At 68.8% G+C, this 14,868-nt stretch carries 11 protein-coding genes and 1 pseudogene; 8 read left to right on the top strand and 4 right to left on the bottom strand.

Going from position 1 to position 14,868, the window contains the following annotated elements:
* Positions 1-14 precede the first annotated feature (14 nt).
* Positions 15-1,217, bottom strand: a complete 1,203-nt coding sequence (locus RIF23_RS05915) for an LCP family protein (protein ID WP_310911370.1) — start codon at positions 1,215-1,217, stop codon at positions 15-17.
* 157 nt (positions 1,218-1,374) lie between these two features.
* Positions 1,375-2,526, bottom strand: a complete 1,152-nt coding sequence (locus RIF23_RS05910) for a galactokinase (RefSeq protein WP_310911369.1) — start codon at positions 2,524-2,526, stop codon at positions 1,375-1,377.
* Between the two features lie 411 nt (positions 2,527-2,937).
* On the opposite strand from RIF23_RS05910, the gene RIF23_RS05905 reads away from it, so the two are divergent.
* The 7 genes and pseudogenes from RIF23_RS05905 (at position 2,938) to RIF23_RS05875 (ending at position 10,668) form a co-directional block, all read left to right on the top strand.
* Positions 2,938-3,516 (top strand): dihydrofolate reductase family protein, encoded by a 579-nt coding sequence (locus tag RIF23_RS05905; RefSeq protein ID WP_310911368.1) that lies wholly within the window; start codon positions 2,938-2,940, stop codon positions 3,514-3,516.
* 181 nt (positions 3,517-3,697) lie between these two features.
* Positions 3,698-4,324, top strand: a complete 627-nt coding sequence (locus tag RIF23_RS05900) for a 2'-5' RNA ligase family protein (protein WP_310911366.1) — start codon at positions 3,698-3,700, stop codon at positions 4,322-4,324.
* A gap of 161 nt (positions 4,325-4,485) precedes the next feature.
* The gene (locus RIF23_RS05895) at positions 4,486-5,604 is read left to right on the top strand and encodes a YihY/virulence factor BrkB family protein (RefSeq protein ID WP_310911364.1); all 1,119 of its coding nucleotides are present in this window, start codon (positions 4,486-4,488) and stop codon (positions 5,602-5,604) included.
* 502 nt (positions 5,605-6,106) lie between these two features.
* Positions 6,107-7,220: pseudogene (locus tag RIF23_RS05890) on the top strand (glutamate--cysteine ligase); the annotation flags it as partial.
* Positions 7,221-7,514: 294 nt separating this feature from the next.
* A complete protein-coding gene (locus RIF23_RS05885; protein ID WP_310911363.1) occupies positions 7,515-8,765 on the top strand; it encodes an amidohydrolase in 1,251 nt (416 codons plus the stop codon).
* 117 nt (positions 8,766-8,882) lie between these two features.
* Entirely contained in the window at positions 8,883-9,998 is a 1,116-nt protein-coding gene (locus RIF23_RS05880) for an adenosine deaminase (RefSeq protein WP_310911361.1), read from the top strand.
* Position 9,999: 1 nt separating this feature from the next.
* Entirely contained in the window at positions 10,000-10,668 is a 669-nt protein-coding gene (locus tag RIF23_RS05875; protein WP_310911360.1) for a PH domain-containing protein, read from the top strand.
* A gap of 52 nt (positions 10,669-10,720) precedes the next feature.
* Here the strand turns inward: RIF23_RS05875 and RIF23_RS05870 are convergent, their stop codons facing one another.
* On the bottom strand, positions 10,721-11,560 hold the full coding sequence (locus tag RIF23_RS05870) for a purine-nucleoside phosphorylase (protein ID WP_310911359.1): 840 nt from the start codon (positions 11,558-11,560) through the stop codon (positions 10,721-10,723).
* A gap of 135 nt (positions 11,561-11,695) precedes the next feature.
* Between RIF23_RS05870 and RIF23_RS05865 the strand changes: the two genes are divergently transcribed.
* Positions 11,696-13,081 (top strand): NAD(P)H-quinone dehydrogenase, encoded by a 1,386-nt coding sequence (locus RIF23_RS05865; protein ID WP_310911358.1) that lies wholly within the window; start codon positions 11,696-11,698, stop codon positions 13,079-13,081.
* A gap of 177 nt (positions 13,082-13,258) precedes the next feature.
* On the opposite strand, the gene RIF23_RS05860 is transcribed toward RIF23_RS05865, so the two are convergent.
* On the bottom strand, positions 13,259-14,554 hold the full coding sequence (locus RIF23_RS05860; protein WP_310911357.1) for a chemotaxis protein CheA: 1,296 nt from the start codon (positions 14,552-14,554) through the stop codon (positions 13,259-13,261).
* Positions 14,555-14,868: the final 314 nt, after the last annotated feature.

Raw genomic sequence — 14,868 nt, 5'->3', positions numbered from 1 at the left:
CCTCCGGGGGTGCGTCAGTCCTCCATCGCCTCTTCGGGGACGGGCTCTCCCGCGCGCATCGCCGCGAACATCTGCTCGGAGCGCTGCTCGTCCCACATCACGACCGAGCCCAGCCCCTCCAGGGTCGGTGTGCTCGCCACCGGGATGGCGCTGGTTTCGATACCACCCCGCATAGCCAGCCCCATGGACATCAGGTGCCGCAGGCGGTCGGACTCGTCCACCTCGAAATTGTCGGTGCCCTCCAGGACCAGCGGAACCGAGCGAACCGGATTGAACATCACCCCGGGGGAGGTCGTCGTCTCGATCAGCGCCCCGAAGAACTCGCGCTGGCGCTCGACCCGGTCCAGGTCACCGCGCGGTGTCGCCCGGGTACGGACGTACCCCAGGGCCGTCCCCCCGTCCATCTCCTGGCAGCCAGCCTCGATGTCCAACGCAGCCTTGGGATCGGTGATCGCGTCGTCGGGGCACAGCTCCACGCCACCGACCGCATCGACAATGTCTACGAATCCGGCGAAACCGACCTCCACGTAGTGGTCGATCCGGACCCCGGTGGACTCCTCGAATGTGCGGGTCAACAGGGACGGGCCCCCAAAAGAGTAGGCCGCGTTGATCTTTCGGTCCCCGTGCTCGGGGATCGTCACCAGGGAGTCTCGTGGCACGCTCACCAAGGTGGGGTCGCCGCTGGAGGGCACGTACAGCACCATGATGGTGTCGGCCAGCTCCGCGCCGTCGTCACTGCCGGTGGCCAACTCCGCCTGCTCCTCGTCCGACAGTCCCTCACGGCTGTCGTCACCCACGATCATGTAGGTCGTCCCCGGTTGGCTGTCCGGGCGCCCCTCGTAGTCGGTGAGTGCCTCCACGCGATGCAGTCGCGAATCGGCCCAGAGGTAGAACAGTCCGGGAATCACCAGAAGCACCACCAGAACCGTGAGCACCGCGATGCGGCGGCGTCGGCTCCTGCGTTCCCGCTGCTGGCGCTTGCGGCCGGTTCCGTCTCGAACGTCCCCGGTAGCGTACCGCCGCGCCGGGCGACGCGACCGTGACTCGGAGTCACGTTCGCGGGAGGAGCGGTTGGGCGGCCCCGCCCCGGAGGCGCTGCCAGAACGACGTCCGGATTCCCCGGGGCGGTACAACCGCTCGAAGTCGTCCGAGCCGGCCTCGGATCCCGGCCGTCGGAACACTCCCGGCCGATTGTGGTCGTCCTGCGCATCGCCCATGGTTGCGACCGCCTTACCTGTTCGTCTCCGTCCGGTCCCCGGCTTGCGGGCTTCGTTGCCCGTTACTGTTGGGACGGATCACAGCGTAGTCCGGTTCAACCCGGGGCAGGGATGGGCCGACCCCCGCCTGCTGGCCCCACATCCGTGCGGGCCCCGGTCACAGAGGACGCGACGGCCCACCACCGGTCGCGGCGACGGTACGCACCGTGGGTTCCGGCCAGCCCTTGGCCGCGAATGCAGAGCTGATCGCCTCCCGGATCCGGCTGTCCCTGGGCACCGGGCAGAGCACCAGCACCCGCCCCGCCTCGCCGGGGCCGGTGAGGCGCGCTCCGCGCGCGCCGTTGTGGACAGCCGTCTCCACGGCGAGGTCCACCTCCGCCGTGGAGCACTCCAGCTGGTCCCGCAGGGACAGATGCGCCGTGTTGAGCAGGGGTCCCAGCTCCGCCACCACGCCCATCCGCAGCAGCCCGGCGGCCGCGTTCACCCGGTGGATCTCGGTCAACATATGCCGCACCCTGCGCCGGAGTGGCCCCTGGGGCACACGCTGGAGCACCGGACCCAGGTCGGGCTCCTCGGCCACCTCGCGGAGCAGCCCCACACCCAGCCGCTCCGCCGCCTCCACACAGCTGGCCGGCCAGTCGTTAGGGGCGCCGTCCCGGCCCGGAGCGGCCTGCGGATGCGTGTCCACCACCTGGAGACACAGCTCATGATCGGCGAGGGGGAGGGGCAGCCCCCGGCCACCGTGCGTGTGCGTGTCCAGGAACAGCACGTGGTCCGCGCGGCAGCGCACCGCCGCGCTGCGGGCCAGGGTGCCCCACGGGTCCGAAGCGTCGGGTGTGGCGGCCGCGGTGCGTGCGGCAAGCTGGCGCGGCTGAGCCACCAGATCGTCGTGCCCCAGCGTTTCGGCGAGCGCGAGAAGGACGGCACACTCCACAGCGGTGGCGGCGGCGGTGCCCGGGGTGGGCGTGGTGTCCAGGACGATCCGAATTCCGCGGCCCGCCGGGCCGCCACCGGAGATGTAGCCCGCTTCCGACAGCAGCTCGACCGCCCGCAGGGCCGGCGCCGCCCAGTCGAAATCCGGCGAGGAGACGCGGGCGGCAGGGTGCTGCATGCGCAATGGCTCCCTCCCCGGCGCGTGCACCTCGACCGGGCCGCTGTCGGTGAGGTCCAGGGCCACACTCGGCCCCCAGGGCAGCGCGAAGGGCAGCGCCAGACCACCGGCGGGCCCGGTGTGTTCCCCCAGCAGGCTCGCCAGCTCGGGCATGTGCCACACGCTCGTGGGGGCCGTCCCGAGGGTGGCAGTGAACATTCTGGCCACCCGCTGCGGGTGCTGATCAGCAGGTTGAGCTGGCACGATGTTCCTCACAATCGGGGAGTGGGGTCGATTCCAGGTTAGTCGCCAGATACCGACAGCACCGGTCCGGGAGCACATCACCGGCACCGGTGCCACTCCGCGCCGCAGTCCGGGACCGGTGGCCCACGGTCCCCTCCTCAGGTGGACTGGCCTGCGGTTCCAAATTTGAGGGGCCGGTTCGCCGTCTCCGGGGTAGCCCCATAGTTGGGTGGCCCCGCCGGTCCCGTGCTGTAGGGGTGAGTTCGATCCGCTCTTGGTTGATCTGATCACGGCTGGCAGATCACGTCCGCAGACACCGATGAGTGTGCGGCACCGTTGCGGTCAGCCCCGGTGGCACCCGCACACCCAACGCGAGAGGAACGAACGATGCGCGTCCTGATCTACACCGCCTTCGTCTCCCTGGACGGAGTGGTTGACTCCCCCGGAGGTGGCGCCGGGGAGACCCACCGCAGCGCCGGATGGACCTTCCGAGACATCGAGGTCCTCGATGAGGCCTACGCGTTGAAGACCACCGAGCAGGAGGAGGCCGGGGCCGTGCTGCTGGGCCGGGTTTCCTACCAGGCTTTCGCTCCGGTGTGGCCGGAGATGACGGAGTTCGCCACCTACAACGCCCTACCGAAGTACGTCGTCTCCACCACCCTGAGCACGGACGACCTGGTCGACAACTGGGGGGAGACCACGATCCTCCGCTCCCTCGACGAGGTCTCCGCGCTGAAGGAGACCGAGGGTGGCCCGATCCTCGTCCACGGTAGTGCGGCCCTGGGCCGAAACCTCGCCGACGCCGGACTTCTCGACCGGTACCACCTGCTGGTGTTCCCCGTGCTGCTCGGGGCCGGCAAACGCATGTTCAGCGACACCGACAAGGATAAGCAACGGCTGGCGCTGGTCGAGAGCGAGTCCTACCGCAACGGCGTCCAGAAGATGGTCTTCGACGTCGTGCAGTGACCGGGAGTGACCATCCTCGAAGACGGGGGTGCAGCAGACCGAACAACGAGCGGGTACAGATTCGGTTGCGGCACGGTGCACCAGGTGCGGCGCGGGCTGCGCCACGGAGCTAGATTATGGGGAGTGACAGACGCTGACCTCGACGCCGGAGGGCGTCATCGCTGTTGAGAGGTGGTGTCAGGTGGCTCTACGAGGCACCGGGCCCGTGGCCGCCCCGGGGGGCGTCGATCCCGTGGCCACACTCGACCGCGTTCCGGAGCATCCCGCTGACCCGGTTCCGGACCAGGGGGTCGCCACGGTGGGTGTGTCTATCGCGATCCCCGAACCGTTCGGTTCCGAGCTGGAGAGCTGGCGCTCGTCGTTCGGGGATCCCCTGGCGAGTCTGGTTCCCGCACACATCACCCTGTTGCCGCCCACCCCGCTCTCGGTGGAGGCCCTGGACGGGGCGCACCGGCACCTGTGTGAGGTCGCTGCCTCCCACACCTGTTTCGACGTCATGTTGCGGGGAGCGGCGACCTTCCAGCCGGTCTCCCCGGTGGTCTTCGTTCCGGTTGTGCGGGGCATCGGCGACTGTGAGCGCCTGCAACGCAAGGTTCGTTCCGGGCCGCTGGGGCGCAGCCTGTCGTTTCCGTACCATCCGCATGTCACCGTCGCCCACGACCTTGAGGCGCCGAAGCTGGAGCAGGCCTTCGAGTCGCTGTTCGACTATGCCGCGCTGTTCCGCGCCTGCCAGTTCACCCTGTACCAACGGGATGACGCGGGCGTGTGGAGCGCATGGCACAGCTACGACCTGGCCCCCGCCGCCTGAGTGCCTATGGAGTTGGGTTCGCTGGTCCGGGGGCGCATAGTCGCGGAGCGGACGGTCCGCCCGCTTCGAGGCGCGTGTCGCGGCTTTTGTGGGACCGGTAGGTCCGGCTAGGCTGCTCGTTCCAGTCAGGGGCCGTTGCCAGTCTGCGGCGGGAGCGAACAGTGCCCGAACTCGTACGTCGGATGACCGATCGGTTCCGGCACTATGGCTATCTCGCCACCGAGAGCTACTGGAAGCTCCGCAGAACGCGTCCCAGCGTGGACCACGTGGCGCGTGCCGTGGACCGCTACAGCCAGTGTCGGGGTAGCCAGCTCGCCGCGGCCGTGACCTACTTCGCCTTCCTCTCCCTGTTTCCCGTCCTGGCTCTGGCCTTTGCACTGGTGGGGTACGCCACCGTGGTCTATCCCGAGGCGCGCACGGCCCTGCAACAGGCCATCGAGGGAGCCCTGCCGGGCTTCGCGGCGGATGCCGCTGTGGACTCGGTGGCCGAGGCCCGGACGGGAGCTGGACTGTTCGGCCTGCTGGGGTTGCTCTACGCGGGGCTGGGGGTGATCTCCGCACTGCGGGAGGCTCTACGGACCATCTGGCTAAAGGGGCCAGACGAACGGCCCAACGTCGTTGTGGCCAAACTGCTTGACCTTCTGGTCCTGGGCGTGCTCGGGCTGGCGCTGCTGTCCTCGGTTGCGCTGACCAGCTTCGCCCAGGCCGCAACACACTGGCTGTTGACCCAGGCCGGGCTGAGCGGCACGGCTGTGCAGACCCTGTTGTTGCGGCTGCTCGGTCTGGGGATCACCATCGCGTTCAGCACCCTCATCTTCCTGGTGGTGTTCCAGCGGCTGTCCGGAACGCGTCGTCCGTGGCGCATGCTCTGGCGCGGAGCCCTCCTGGCCGCGGTCGGGTTCGAGATGCTCAAGTCCCTGGGTGCGTTGTTGGTCAGCGGAACGATGGGTAATCCCGTGTACGCGTCGTTCGCGGTCACCGTGGGCCTGTTGGTGTGGATCAACATCGTGGCGCGGTACCTGATGTTCACCGCAGCGTGGACGGCGACCTGGCTCCCGATGCCCACAGTGCACGGGCCCGTCGAGCCACACAGCGAGACGGCGGAGGGCAGCCTCGCGAACTCCGCGGGAGAGACGGGGGAGACCGAGGAAGGTCCAGCCGTTCAGCCCCGGCGGGGTTGGGTCCGTCGGGCGGGAGCCGCCCTCATTGCGGCGGGAGCGGTGTCGTACGCCGTATGGGCGCGGCGGCGACGCACCCGCGTCCGCGCGAGCGTGGACTAGGGTGCTTTGTTCCGGTCTGGCACTCGTTGTCGGCTCCTGATCGGATTTTGGTCGTGTGTTCTATTCGATATCGGTCTGGCTGCTGGGTAAGATCATTTAGCACTATGTCCGGTTCGATGTCCGCCGGAGATCCGACACCACAGTTTCGGCGCGCCCCAGTCGGGGCGCCCGGTCATCCGAGTTCAGTTGTCAACACCCATGGGTGCCCGCCCCTGGTGATTTCGGGCTAGTCAGATCACGGGCGAATGGTCAGTTTGGGCCATGATCGGCCGTTCGTCGGCGTCATGGTGCCCGGATCTGGAACGCTCTGGGTGCCGGGATCGGCGCGCGGGTAGCCCGGAACGGCCCCACAGTCGTGTTCCGACGTGCACGCCTTCAGCCGAGAGGAGGTGTCCGGAAGATGTACGTCCCCATCCAGCGATATGCCGGACATCCGTCCTCGCCTATGGTGCCTCCCATAGTCGCCATGACGACGTGGTGGTCGGTTGTGCGGAGGTGGACTGTGGGCATCGAATTCAACGCTTCGTCACGCAACACACTCGGTGTGGAATGGGAGCTCCAGCTTGTCGACGAGTGTTCCCGCCATTTGCGGCAGGAGGCGCAGCAGGTCCTGGCCGACCTTCCCGAGCTGAGCCAGGCACAGGCCATTCCGCCGCTGCGGCACGAGCTCATGCAGTCCCAGGTGGAGGTCGTCAGCGGAATCTGTGAAACGGCCTCCGAGGTGTGCGCGGACCTGGCCTCCAGCATCACGCAGCTGCGGTCGAGCCTGGAGACCCGCACCACGACACTGATCTGTTCCGGAACCCACCCCCTGGACGACTGGCGGGACCAGACCCTGTCCCCGGTGTACCGCTACGGTCAGCTCGTCGAACAGATGCAGTGGCTCGCCCGGCGCATCCTGACCTTCGGTGTGCACGTACACGTGGGTGTGCGCTCCCGAGACACTGCAATTCCCCTGGTCAACGCCTTGGCCCGCTATCTTCCGCATTTCCTCGCCCTGACCGCCTCCAGTCCGTACTGGAGTGGACGGGACACGGGCCTGGCCTCCACCCGTGCCGTCGTCTTCGGATCGCTACCCACGGCCGGTCCACCCCCCCGACTCCCACACTGGTCGGCGTTCGAGGACTACATGGCGACGCTGCTGCACGCCGGAACCATCGCCAGCATCAAGGAAGTGTGGTGGGACATCCGGCCCCATCCCGAGTACGGAACCGTCGAGATCCGGATGTTCGACGGCATTCCGACCTTCCGCGAGGTGGGAATGGCCGCGGCGCTGAGCCAGTGTCTGGTGCGTCTGTTCGAGCATCAGCTGGAGCGCGGCTACACCCTGCCCAGCCCCGCCCCCTGGGTGGTCACCGACAACAAGTGGCGCGCGACCCGGTACGGGCTCGACGCCCGCGTGATCATCGACGACCAGGGCACGACCATGCCGCTGCGGGACGACATCTACGAGCTCCTGCACGATCTGGCGCCGATCGCCACACGCCTGGGATGCAGCGCCGAACTCGACGTCGCCTGGGAGGTCCTCGCCAAGGGAGCCTCCTACGAACGGCAGCGTGCCATCGTCGCCGGCGGTGGCTCACTCAACGATGTGGTGGACGCGTTGGTCGCCGAGATGAGCCAGGACGAGTTCCGTCTCCAACGCCATCCGGCAGGCATTCCCGCGGCCCGCGCAGCAGGACCAGCAGCACCGGCAGCACCGCCCGTGTCCGAACCACAGGACCGTACATCCGGGATCCCGGCCCAGCCCGACGAGGAGCGTGCGGCCACCACCGCCGCGCCCCCTGTTGCGGGGGCCAGCCCGGACTCGACCGACAGCACGAGCGCTGGCGCACCGGACGGCCCGGGAACACACCCGGTTTCGGCCCCGGATGCGCCGGACCGAACGCCACGAGATAGGGGGCCCTCGCATGCAGGGGCGTGACCTGAGCGGTCAGTTGGCGGCGTTCCTGGGACGCCGCGAACAGGAGATGATCGCCTTCCGGCGGGATCTGCACCGCCATCCGGAGTTGGGGTTCGCGGAACACCGCACAACCGAACGCCTGGTCGAGCGGTTGCGCGAGGCCGGGTTGGATCCCCAGCCGCTCTCCTGCGGTACGGGGCTCACCTGTGACGTGGGGCCGGACGACGGCCCCACAGTCGCCCTGCGTGCCGACATCGACGCCCTGCCCCTCACGGACGAGAAGAGAGACGCCCCCTATCGCTCGACCGTACCGGGGGTGGCGCATGCCTGCGGGCATGACGTGCACACCACCATCCTGCTGGCCACCGGCATCTTCCTGGCCCAGCAGGCACGAGCCGGGCAACTGCCTGGGCGGGTGCGTCTCATCTTCCAGCCCGCCGAGGAGCTCGCCAGCGGGGCGCAGCACGTTCTCGACGAGGAGCGGCTGGCCGACGTCGACCGCATCTTCGCGCTGCACTGCGACCCCCAGCTGACCCTGGGCCAGGTCGGTCTGCGCACGGGGCCGATTACGGCCGCCTGCGACCAGGTTGAGGTGCGACTCTCTGGTGCGGGCGGGCACACCGCCCGTCCGCACCTGACCTCCGACCTCGTTTACGCGCTGGGCAAGATCGTCACCGAGGTTCCCGCCGTTCTCTCCCGCAGGGTCGACCCCCGGGCGAGCCTGAGCGTGGTGTGGGGCCGCGTCAACGCCGGATCGGCCCGCAACGCCATTCCGGACGAGGCCGTGGCTGAGGGAACCGTGCGTTGCCTGTGTGAGAAGGCATGGCGGGAGGCCCCGGAACTGATCGGTCAGGTCCTCGAGTCCGTGGCCGGGGTGTACGGCGCCGAGGTTGATCTGACCTACCGGCGTGGTGTCCCCCCGACCGTGAACGACCCCACGAGTGTGCGGATGCTGCGGGACGCCTGCTCGCGCACCATCGGGGCGGACTCGATCACCAGCACCCCACAGAGCCTCGGTGGGGAGGATTTCGCCTGGTATGTGGAGAAGATACCGGGGGCGCTGGTGCGGCTGGGCACCCACTGGCCGGCCTCGGACCTGCCCATGTTGGACCTGCACCGGGGAACCTTCGACGTGGATGAACGAGCCATCGGGGTGGGGATGCACGTGCTGGTCGCCGCCGCGCTGACGGCCTTGTGGGAAGGGGGCGGACTGAGTCCCGAGCCGACCGCTGCCAGCGAGGAACTGCCGATTCCCTGACGCCGGCCCGTCACGGGGCGCCGGTGGAGCATCCCTGGCCCACCGTCCGAACTGGGCAGGGGGAGCCGGTCGCGCCGACCTGCACCATCCGCGCCGGTCTGCTGGCAAGCTGGGGACATGGACACCACGCCGCTTACCGTCGACCAGATCCGACAGGCTCCCAAAGCCCTGCTGCACGACCATCTTGACGGCGGCCTGCGCCCGGCCACGATCGTCGAGCTCGCCGCTGACCAGGGCTACACCGCACTGCCGAGCACCGATCCGGCGGAGTTGGGGACCTGGTTCGCCCAGTCCGCGGACTCCGGGTCCCTGGAACGGTACCTGGAGACGTTTGGGCACACGGTGGCCGTCATGCAGACCCGCGAGGCCCTGGAGCGGGTCGCTGCCGAGTGTGCCGAGGACCTTGCCGCCGACGGTGTGGTCTACGCCGAGGTGCGGTACGCGCCCGAACTCCATGTGGATGGCGGACTGAGCCTGGAGGAGGTGATCGAGTCCGTTCTGGAGGGCTTCCGGCGCGGGCAGGACCGTGCGGCCGAGCAGGGTAACACGATCCGGGTGGGCACGCTTCTGACCGCGATGCGACACGCCGCCCGGTCCCGCGAGATCGCGGAGCTGGCCGTGCGCTACCGGGATGTGGGCGTGGTCGGTTTCGACATCGCCGGGGCCGAGGCGGGATATCCACCAACCCGGCATCTGGACGCTTTCGAGTTCCTCCAGCGCGAGAACTCGCACTTCACCATCCACGCGGGGGAGGCCTTCGGGCTTCCGTCGATCTGGGAGGCACTCCAGTGGTGCGGGGCGGACCGGCTCGGCCACGGGGTGCGCCTGGTCGACGACATCCGGGGCGTGGACAGTAACGGCTCGGTCGATGTGTCCGCTGCCGAACTCGGGCGCCTGTCCAGCTATGTGCGGGATAAGCGTATCCCCCTGGAGATGTGCCCCAGCTCCAATGTGCAGACGGGTGCGGCCTCCTCCATCGCCACGCATCCGATCGGTCTGCTGCGGGCGCTGCGGTTCCGGGTGACGGTGAACACCGACAACCGGCTCCAGAGCCAGACCACCCTGTCCACCGAGTTCGCCAAGCTCAGCGAGGCCTTCGGCTACGGATGGGACGACCTCCAGTGGTTCACCGTCAACGCGATGAAGTCGGCGTTCCTGCCGTTTGACGAGCGGCTCGCCCTGATCAACGGCACCATCAAGCCCGGTTACGCCCAGCTGAAGTGGGCGATCTGACGTGGAGGAGTCACGAGAGCGGGTTTCGCAGAACCCACCACCGGTGCGGGAGCTGCGGCTTCAGCGGCCGGTGCGCGCGCCCGGATCGGTGGTGCTGGGCTGGCTCGGTATCGGCCTCTGCGCGTTGCTCCTCGCGGACGTCCTCTGGCGGGGTGCGGGCCGAACCTCGTGGGTGGCGGGCTTGATACTGGTGCTGATCGGGGTGCTGCTCGCCGTGTTCCTGCTGCGTCCCCGTCTGGTGGTCACCGAGTCCGCACTGCGGGTCGTTAACCCGCTGCGTACCGTGTGGATTCCCTGGTCGGCCTACAGCGGCGTTGACGTCACCGACATGCTGCGCGTGCACGCAGGCCAGCACATCGTCCGGGTGTGGGCGATCCGGGAGAACCGGCGGGCCCAGGTTCGCGCCAATCTGCGCCGGGTCGCCGGGCAGGCCCCGCACCGGCAGGCCGATCCCGCCGGGGATCCGAACGAGCCACAACGCCCGGTGATGCAGGTCGCCGACCAGCTACGGGACCAGGCGCAGCACTACCGGACGGAGGCCGGGTCGACCGCGTCCCCGGATGGTGCGGCGGCGAGCGAAACCGGGCCACGGGTGCGGTGGTCCGGGGCCGCGCTCGGTGCGCTCGGAGCCCCGCTGCTCGGACTGCTGGTGGTCGCACTGCTGGGGTGAGGAGCCACCTGACGACACCGGATCCGGTCACCCGCGTCGACGGCCGTTGTGGTTAGCTGCGTAGCAGGATTCGCCCCAGCAGGTCGGCGAGTTCCTCGGCGTGCTCGTTTCCGACCGTGCGCACGTGTTCCGGTTCCATCGTCGCGCCGAGCAGCCCCGCGGCCTCGTTGGTCACGAGTGCGCAGCCCAGCACCTCGGCGCCCATCTCGACCGCGGCGATCGTCTCCAGCGCGATCGACATCCCCACGAGGTCCGCTCCGGCGCTGCGCAACATACGGACCTCCGCCGGGGTTTCCAGCTCCGGTCCGCGCGTCGCCGCATAGACCCCTTCGGCCAGGGAGCGATCCACCTGGCGGGCCAGATCGCGCAGCCGTGGGCTGTAGGCGTTGCTCAGGTCGACGAACTCCGCGCCCTGAAGCGGCGAGGTGCCGGTCAGGTTCAGGTGGTCGGAGATCAGGATCGGCTGGCCGACAGCGAAGTCCGCACGCAGGGACGCGCAGGAACCGCCGAGCACAACGGTTTCCGCCCCGGCAGCGATGGCCGTGCGTACCCCGTGGGTGGCGGTCTGCGCGTCGTGTCCCTCGTAGAGGTGGGCCCGGCCGATGAACACCAGGACGCGTTTCGCCCCGATCCACACCGTGCGCACCGACGGGGAGCTTCCCGCCGTCGGGGGGACCACGAAGCCGGGAAGCTGCGCGGCTTCCTGATCCCATTCGCCATCCATCTCGCCGAGGTGGTCGGCCACGGTACTCCAACCGGACCCCAGCACGATGGCCGCGTCCACACCGGTGCCGGTTTCGGAGTTAGCGAGGAGCGTCTCGGCTGCCCGCTCGGCGAGTTCTTTCGCCTCGTTCGTCCGCGAAGTCGGAACTTGGTAGGTCGTGTCCGTCACGGATACTGAGTGTAGTCAACCGGGTACCTTGTGCGATTTTCGCCACGCCGTATCGTAGACCGCGCACGCGTCGGTATCACCAATGCAGGACAATGGGGACGGGTGAACAGCGCGATCGAGAAGGTGGGTTAAGGCGTGACCAGAGTCGTGATCATCGGTGGCGGCCCCGGAGGTTACGAGGCAGCCCTCGTTGCCGCGCAGCTCGGTGCCGACGTGACGGTGGTGGACCGGGATGGCCTCGGTGGTGCGTGTGTGCTGACGGACTGTGTGCCGTCAAAGACCATGATCGCGACCTCGGTGCGTATGAATTCCGTCACGGATGCAACGAAGCTCGGCATCGAGATCGGATGTGACCCGGACGACCAGGAGGACGGGGTCCGCGTGGATCTGTCCACGGTCAACGCGCGGGTCAAACGCCTGGCCCAGGCTCAGTCGGCGGACACCGCCGCCCGGGTCGCCAAGGAGGGGGTGCGGGTCGTCCAGGGCACCGCACGGATGGTGGACCCCCGCATCGTTGCGGTCGGGGACGAACGCATTCCGGCGGACGTGGTGCTCCTCGCCACCGGTGCGCACCCACGCGAGCTACCCACCGCCCGCCCCGACGGGGACCGGATTCTGACCTGGCGTCAGCTCTACGATCTCACCGAGCTCCCGGAGCGCCTCATTGTCGTCGGTTCGGGCGTGACCGGCGTGGAGTTCGCCAACGCCTACCAGGCGCTGGGTGCGCAGGTCACTCTGGTGTCGTCCCGAGACCGTGTGCTGCCCACGCAGGACCAGGACGCCGCCGAGGTCCTGGAGGGCGTGTTCCGCCGCCGCGGCATGTCGGTGCTCGCGAACTCGCGGGCCGAGGCCGTGGAGAACACCGGAGACGGGGTCCGGGTCCGGCTGGCGGACGGCGGCGTGCTGGAGGGAACCCACTGCCTGATGACGGTCGGCATGATCCCCAACACCGACCGGCTGGGCCTGGAAGAGTCGGGCATCCGGCTGGACAAGGGCGGCTTCGTGGAGGTGGACCGCGTATCCCGCACCTCCGTACCGAACGTGTACGCCGCGGGTGACTGCACCGGGGTGAATATGCTCGCCTCGGTCGCCGCCATGCAGGGGCGGATCGCCATGTGGCACGCCCTGGGTGAGGCGGTCTCGCCGCTGCGCCAGTCCGCGGTGGCCGCGACAGTCTTTACCAACCCCGAGCTGTCCAGCGTCGGTGTGACCGAGGCCGAGGTGCGGGCTGGCGAGGTGGACGCGCGTAGTGTCACCCTCCCCCTCGACACCAACCCGCGGGCGAAAATGCACGGAACCAAGGACGGTTTCGTGAAGCTGTTCTGCCGCCGACACACCGGCATCGTGATGGGCGGTGTGGTGGTCAGCCCCCGGGCCAGCGAAATGATCACCGCCGTGTCGGTGGCCGTGCAGCAGCGGCTCACCGTGGACGACCTGGCACACACCTTCGCGGTGTACCCATCTCTGTCCGGGAGTGTCACCGAGGCGGCACGAAGCCTGATGCGGGGCTCGCCCGACTGACCGGGCCGTGCCCGTGAAGCCCACGGGCTCCGGCCCTCGGCCCAGCCGACACCACCGGTGTGCGGGTGACCTATAGTCCGGGAACCGGCACCCTGTGGGCCGGCCGGCTCACATCTACGAAGGGCCCCGGGGAACACGGTCCCCAGGGCCCGAGCGCGGTGTTCGGGGAACGGCGACTCAGAAGTCGAAGCCACCGAAGTCGCCGAGATCACCTCCGCCGAAGCTGTCGCCGAATCCACCCCCGAAGTCGTCACCGCCGAGGTCACCGCCCATGTCGCCACCCTCGGCGCCCATGTCACCCATTCCGGCCCCCATGCCGGCGCCCATCATGGACCCCATCATCGAGCCCATCATCATGCCGGTGAACATGCCCATCATCATGTTCATACCGAAGTAGCCGCCGGCGTAGGGGGCGTAGGCGGGGCCCGCGTCATAGTAGGGGCGGCGCTGGCCATCCACCTCGACCATGCGCACATCCGGGTCGTGGCCGGCACGCACCGCCTGGGAGCAGGAGGCGCAGGCCGGAACCGAACGGTCCGTGCCGCCCGGCGGTGCCCACAGCACGTCCTCGACGGACGGGCCGTGCTGCGGATTGAAGAAGCAGGGCGAACGGCGCTCCGGAACGGGGTCACCGTTCAGTCGGGCCCGGGTCGCGTTCATGTAGTAGCGGCCGTCTTCCAGGGCCGTGGTGACCTGCCGAACGTCCTCGGGAGTGCGGATGGCCTCCAGGCTGCTCTTCGCCCGGTCGTAGGCGTCCATCGCCTGTTCGTAGTCGCGGCGGGTGTCCTCGTCGACCTTGGTCAGGTCGATGTCGAGCTGGGTGATGTCCTCACCGAGCCGCGTGACGTCCTCCTCGGCCATCTTGCGAATATCCGCCAACTCCTGGGCAGCCTTCGCGTCCCGCTTGCGCTTGGAGTTGTACAGGAAGAAGCCGCCGCCCAGCACCAGTAGCCCGAGAATACCGAGCAGCACCATGCCGGAGGCCGCGGCCGACTCCTCACCGCTGATCGCCTGGTCGCTCGCATCCGCGACCGTGACCAGGCCGTCCACCGCGGTGGGCTCGCTCTGCGCCTGCCGGTACACGTCCTGCAAGCTGCCGTCGTTCATCACATTGGAGTTCAGGTACAGATTGTTGCCCCACGCCACCGCGTAGGTCCCGTCCGCACCAACCTCGGAGGTGAGGTCCTGGGCGAACGCTTCCGCCGTGGCGTTGGAAGCGAACGCATCCTCCGGCAGTACTGCGATGTACACCGGGTTCTCGGCTTCCTGCGCAGCCGTATACACCGCGTCCGCCTCGGCGTCGGGCAGCTCGTCAATCTCGGGGGCGAAGTAGACGTGTTCCTGTTCGAGTGCCGTGGCAACCTCGTCCACGTCGGGTGCGTCCGCCGCGCTGGCGGGGGCGGCCCCGAGCGCCAGAACGGGGACGGTGAGTACCGCGCCTGCAAGCGCGGGATGCAGCAACCGGCGCACCATGATCGTTCCTCTCCCTCGCTTCTCGCACAAGGGGACGAATGGGCAGGAGAGAAGGTTCCCGTTCAACAGTTCTGGTTGGGGTCCCTGCCCACGGCACCAGCATTCCCCGTGGCACCAAGTCTATGTGGCCGCGTCCAGCCGTGCAGCGGCCCCACCCCGACGTGGTCGCTACGGCAACGCCGGGGTGGGGCCGTGTTTCGGGACATGGTTGTGGGGTGGGGTGTTTCTCGGGAAGATCCGCTTCCGGAGCCGTGCCGGTGTTTCCGGGGTGGTGTCCCCCGGGGGCGACCGGGGGATTGTGCTGCCCGTGATTG

It is taken from the genome of Lipingzhangella rawalii, from assembly GCF_031628175.1.
In the GTDB taxonomy this organism is placed as follows: domain Bacteria; phylum Actinomycetota; class Actinomycetes; order Streptosporangiales; family Streptosporangiaceae; genus Lipingzhangella_A; species Lipingzhangella_A rawalii.
The sequence above is the reverse complement of the archived record's forward strand: the minus strand, read 5'-3'. Positions and strand labels throughout refer to the sequence as shown.

What these genes read in the sequence shown, in the direction of transcription:
- RIF23_RS05915 (WP_310911370.1), bottom strand. Translation starts at nt 1,217, where the DNA reads ATGGGCGATGCGCAGGACGACCACAATCGGCCGGGAGTGTTCCGACGG.
- RIF23_RS05910 (WP_310911369.1), bottom strand. Translation starts at nt 2,526, where the DNA reads ATGTTCACTGCCACCCTCGGGACGGCCCCCACGAGCGTGTGGCACATG.
- RIF23_RS05905 (WP_310911368.1), top strand. Translation starts at nt 2,938, where the DNA reads ATGCGCGTCCTGATCTACACCGCCTTCGTCTCCCTGGACGGAGTGGTT.
- RIF23_RS05885 (WP_310911363.1), top strand. Translation starts at nt 7,515, where the DNA reads ATGCAGGGGCGTGACCTGAGCGGTCAGTTGGCGGCGTTCCTGGGACGC.
- RIF23_RS05880 (WP_310911361.1), top strand. Translation starts at nt 8,883, where the DNA reads ATGGACACCACGCCGCTTACCGTCGACCAGATCCGACAGGCTCCCAAA.
- RIF23_RS05860 (WP_310911357.1), bottom strand. Translation starts at nt 14,554, where the DNA reads ATGGTGCGCCGGTTGCTGCATCCCGCGCTTGCAGGCGCGGTACTCACC.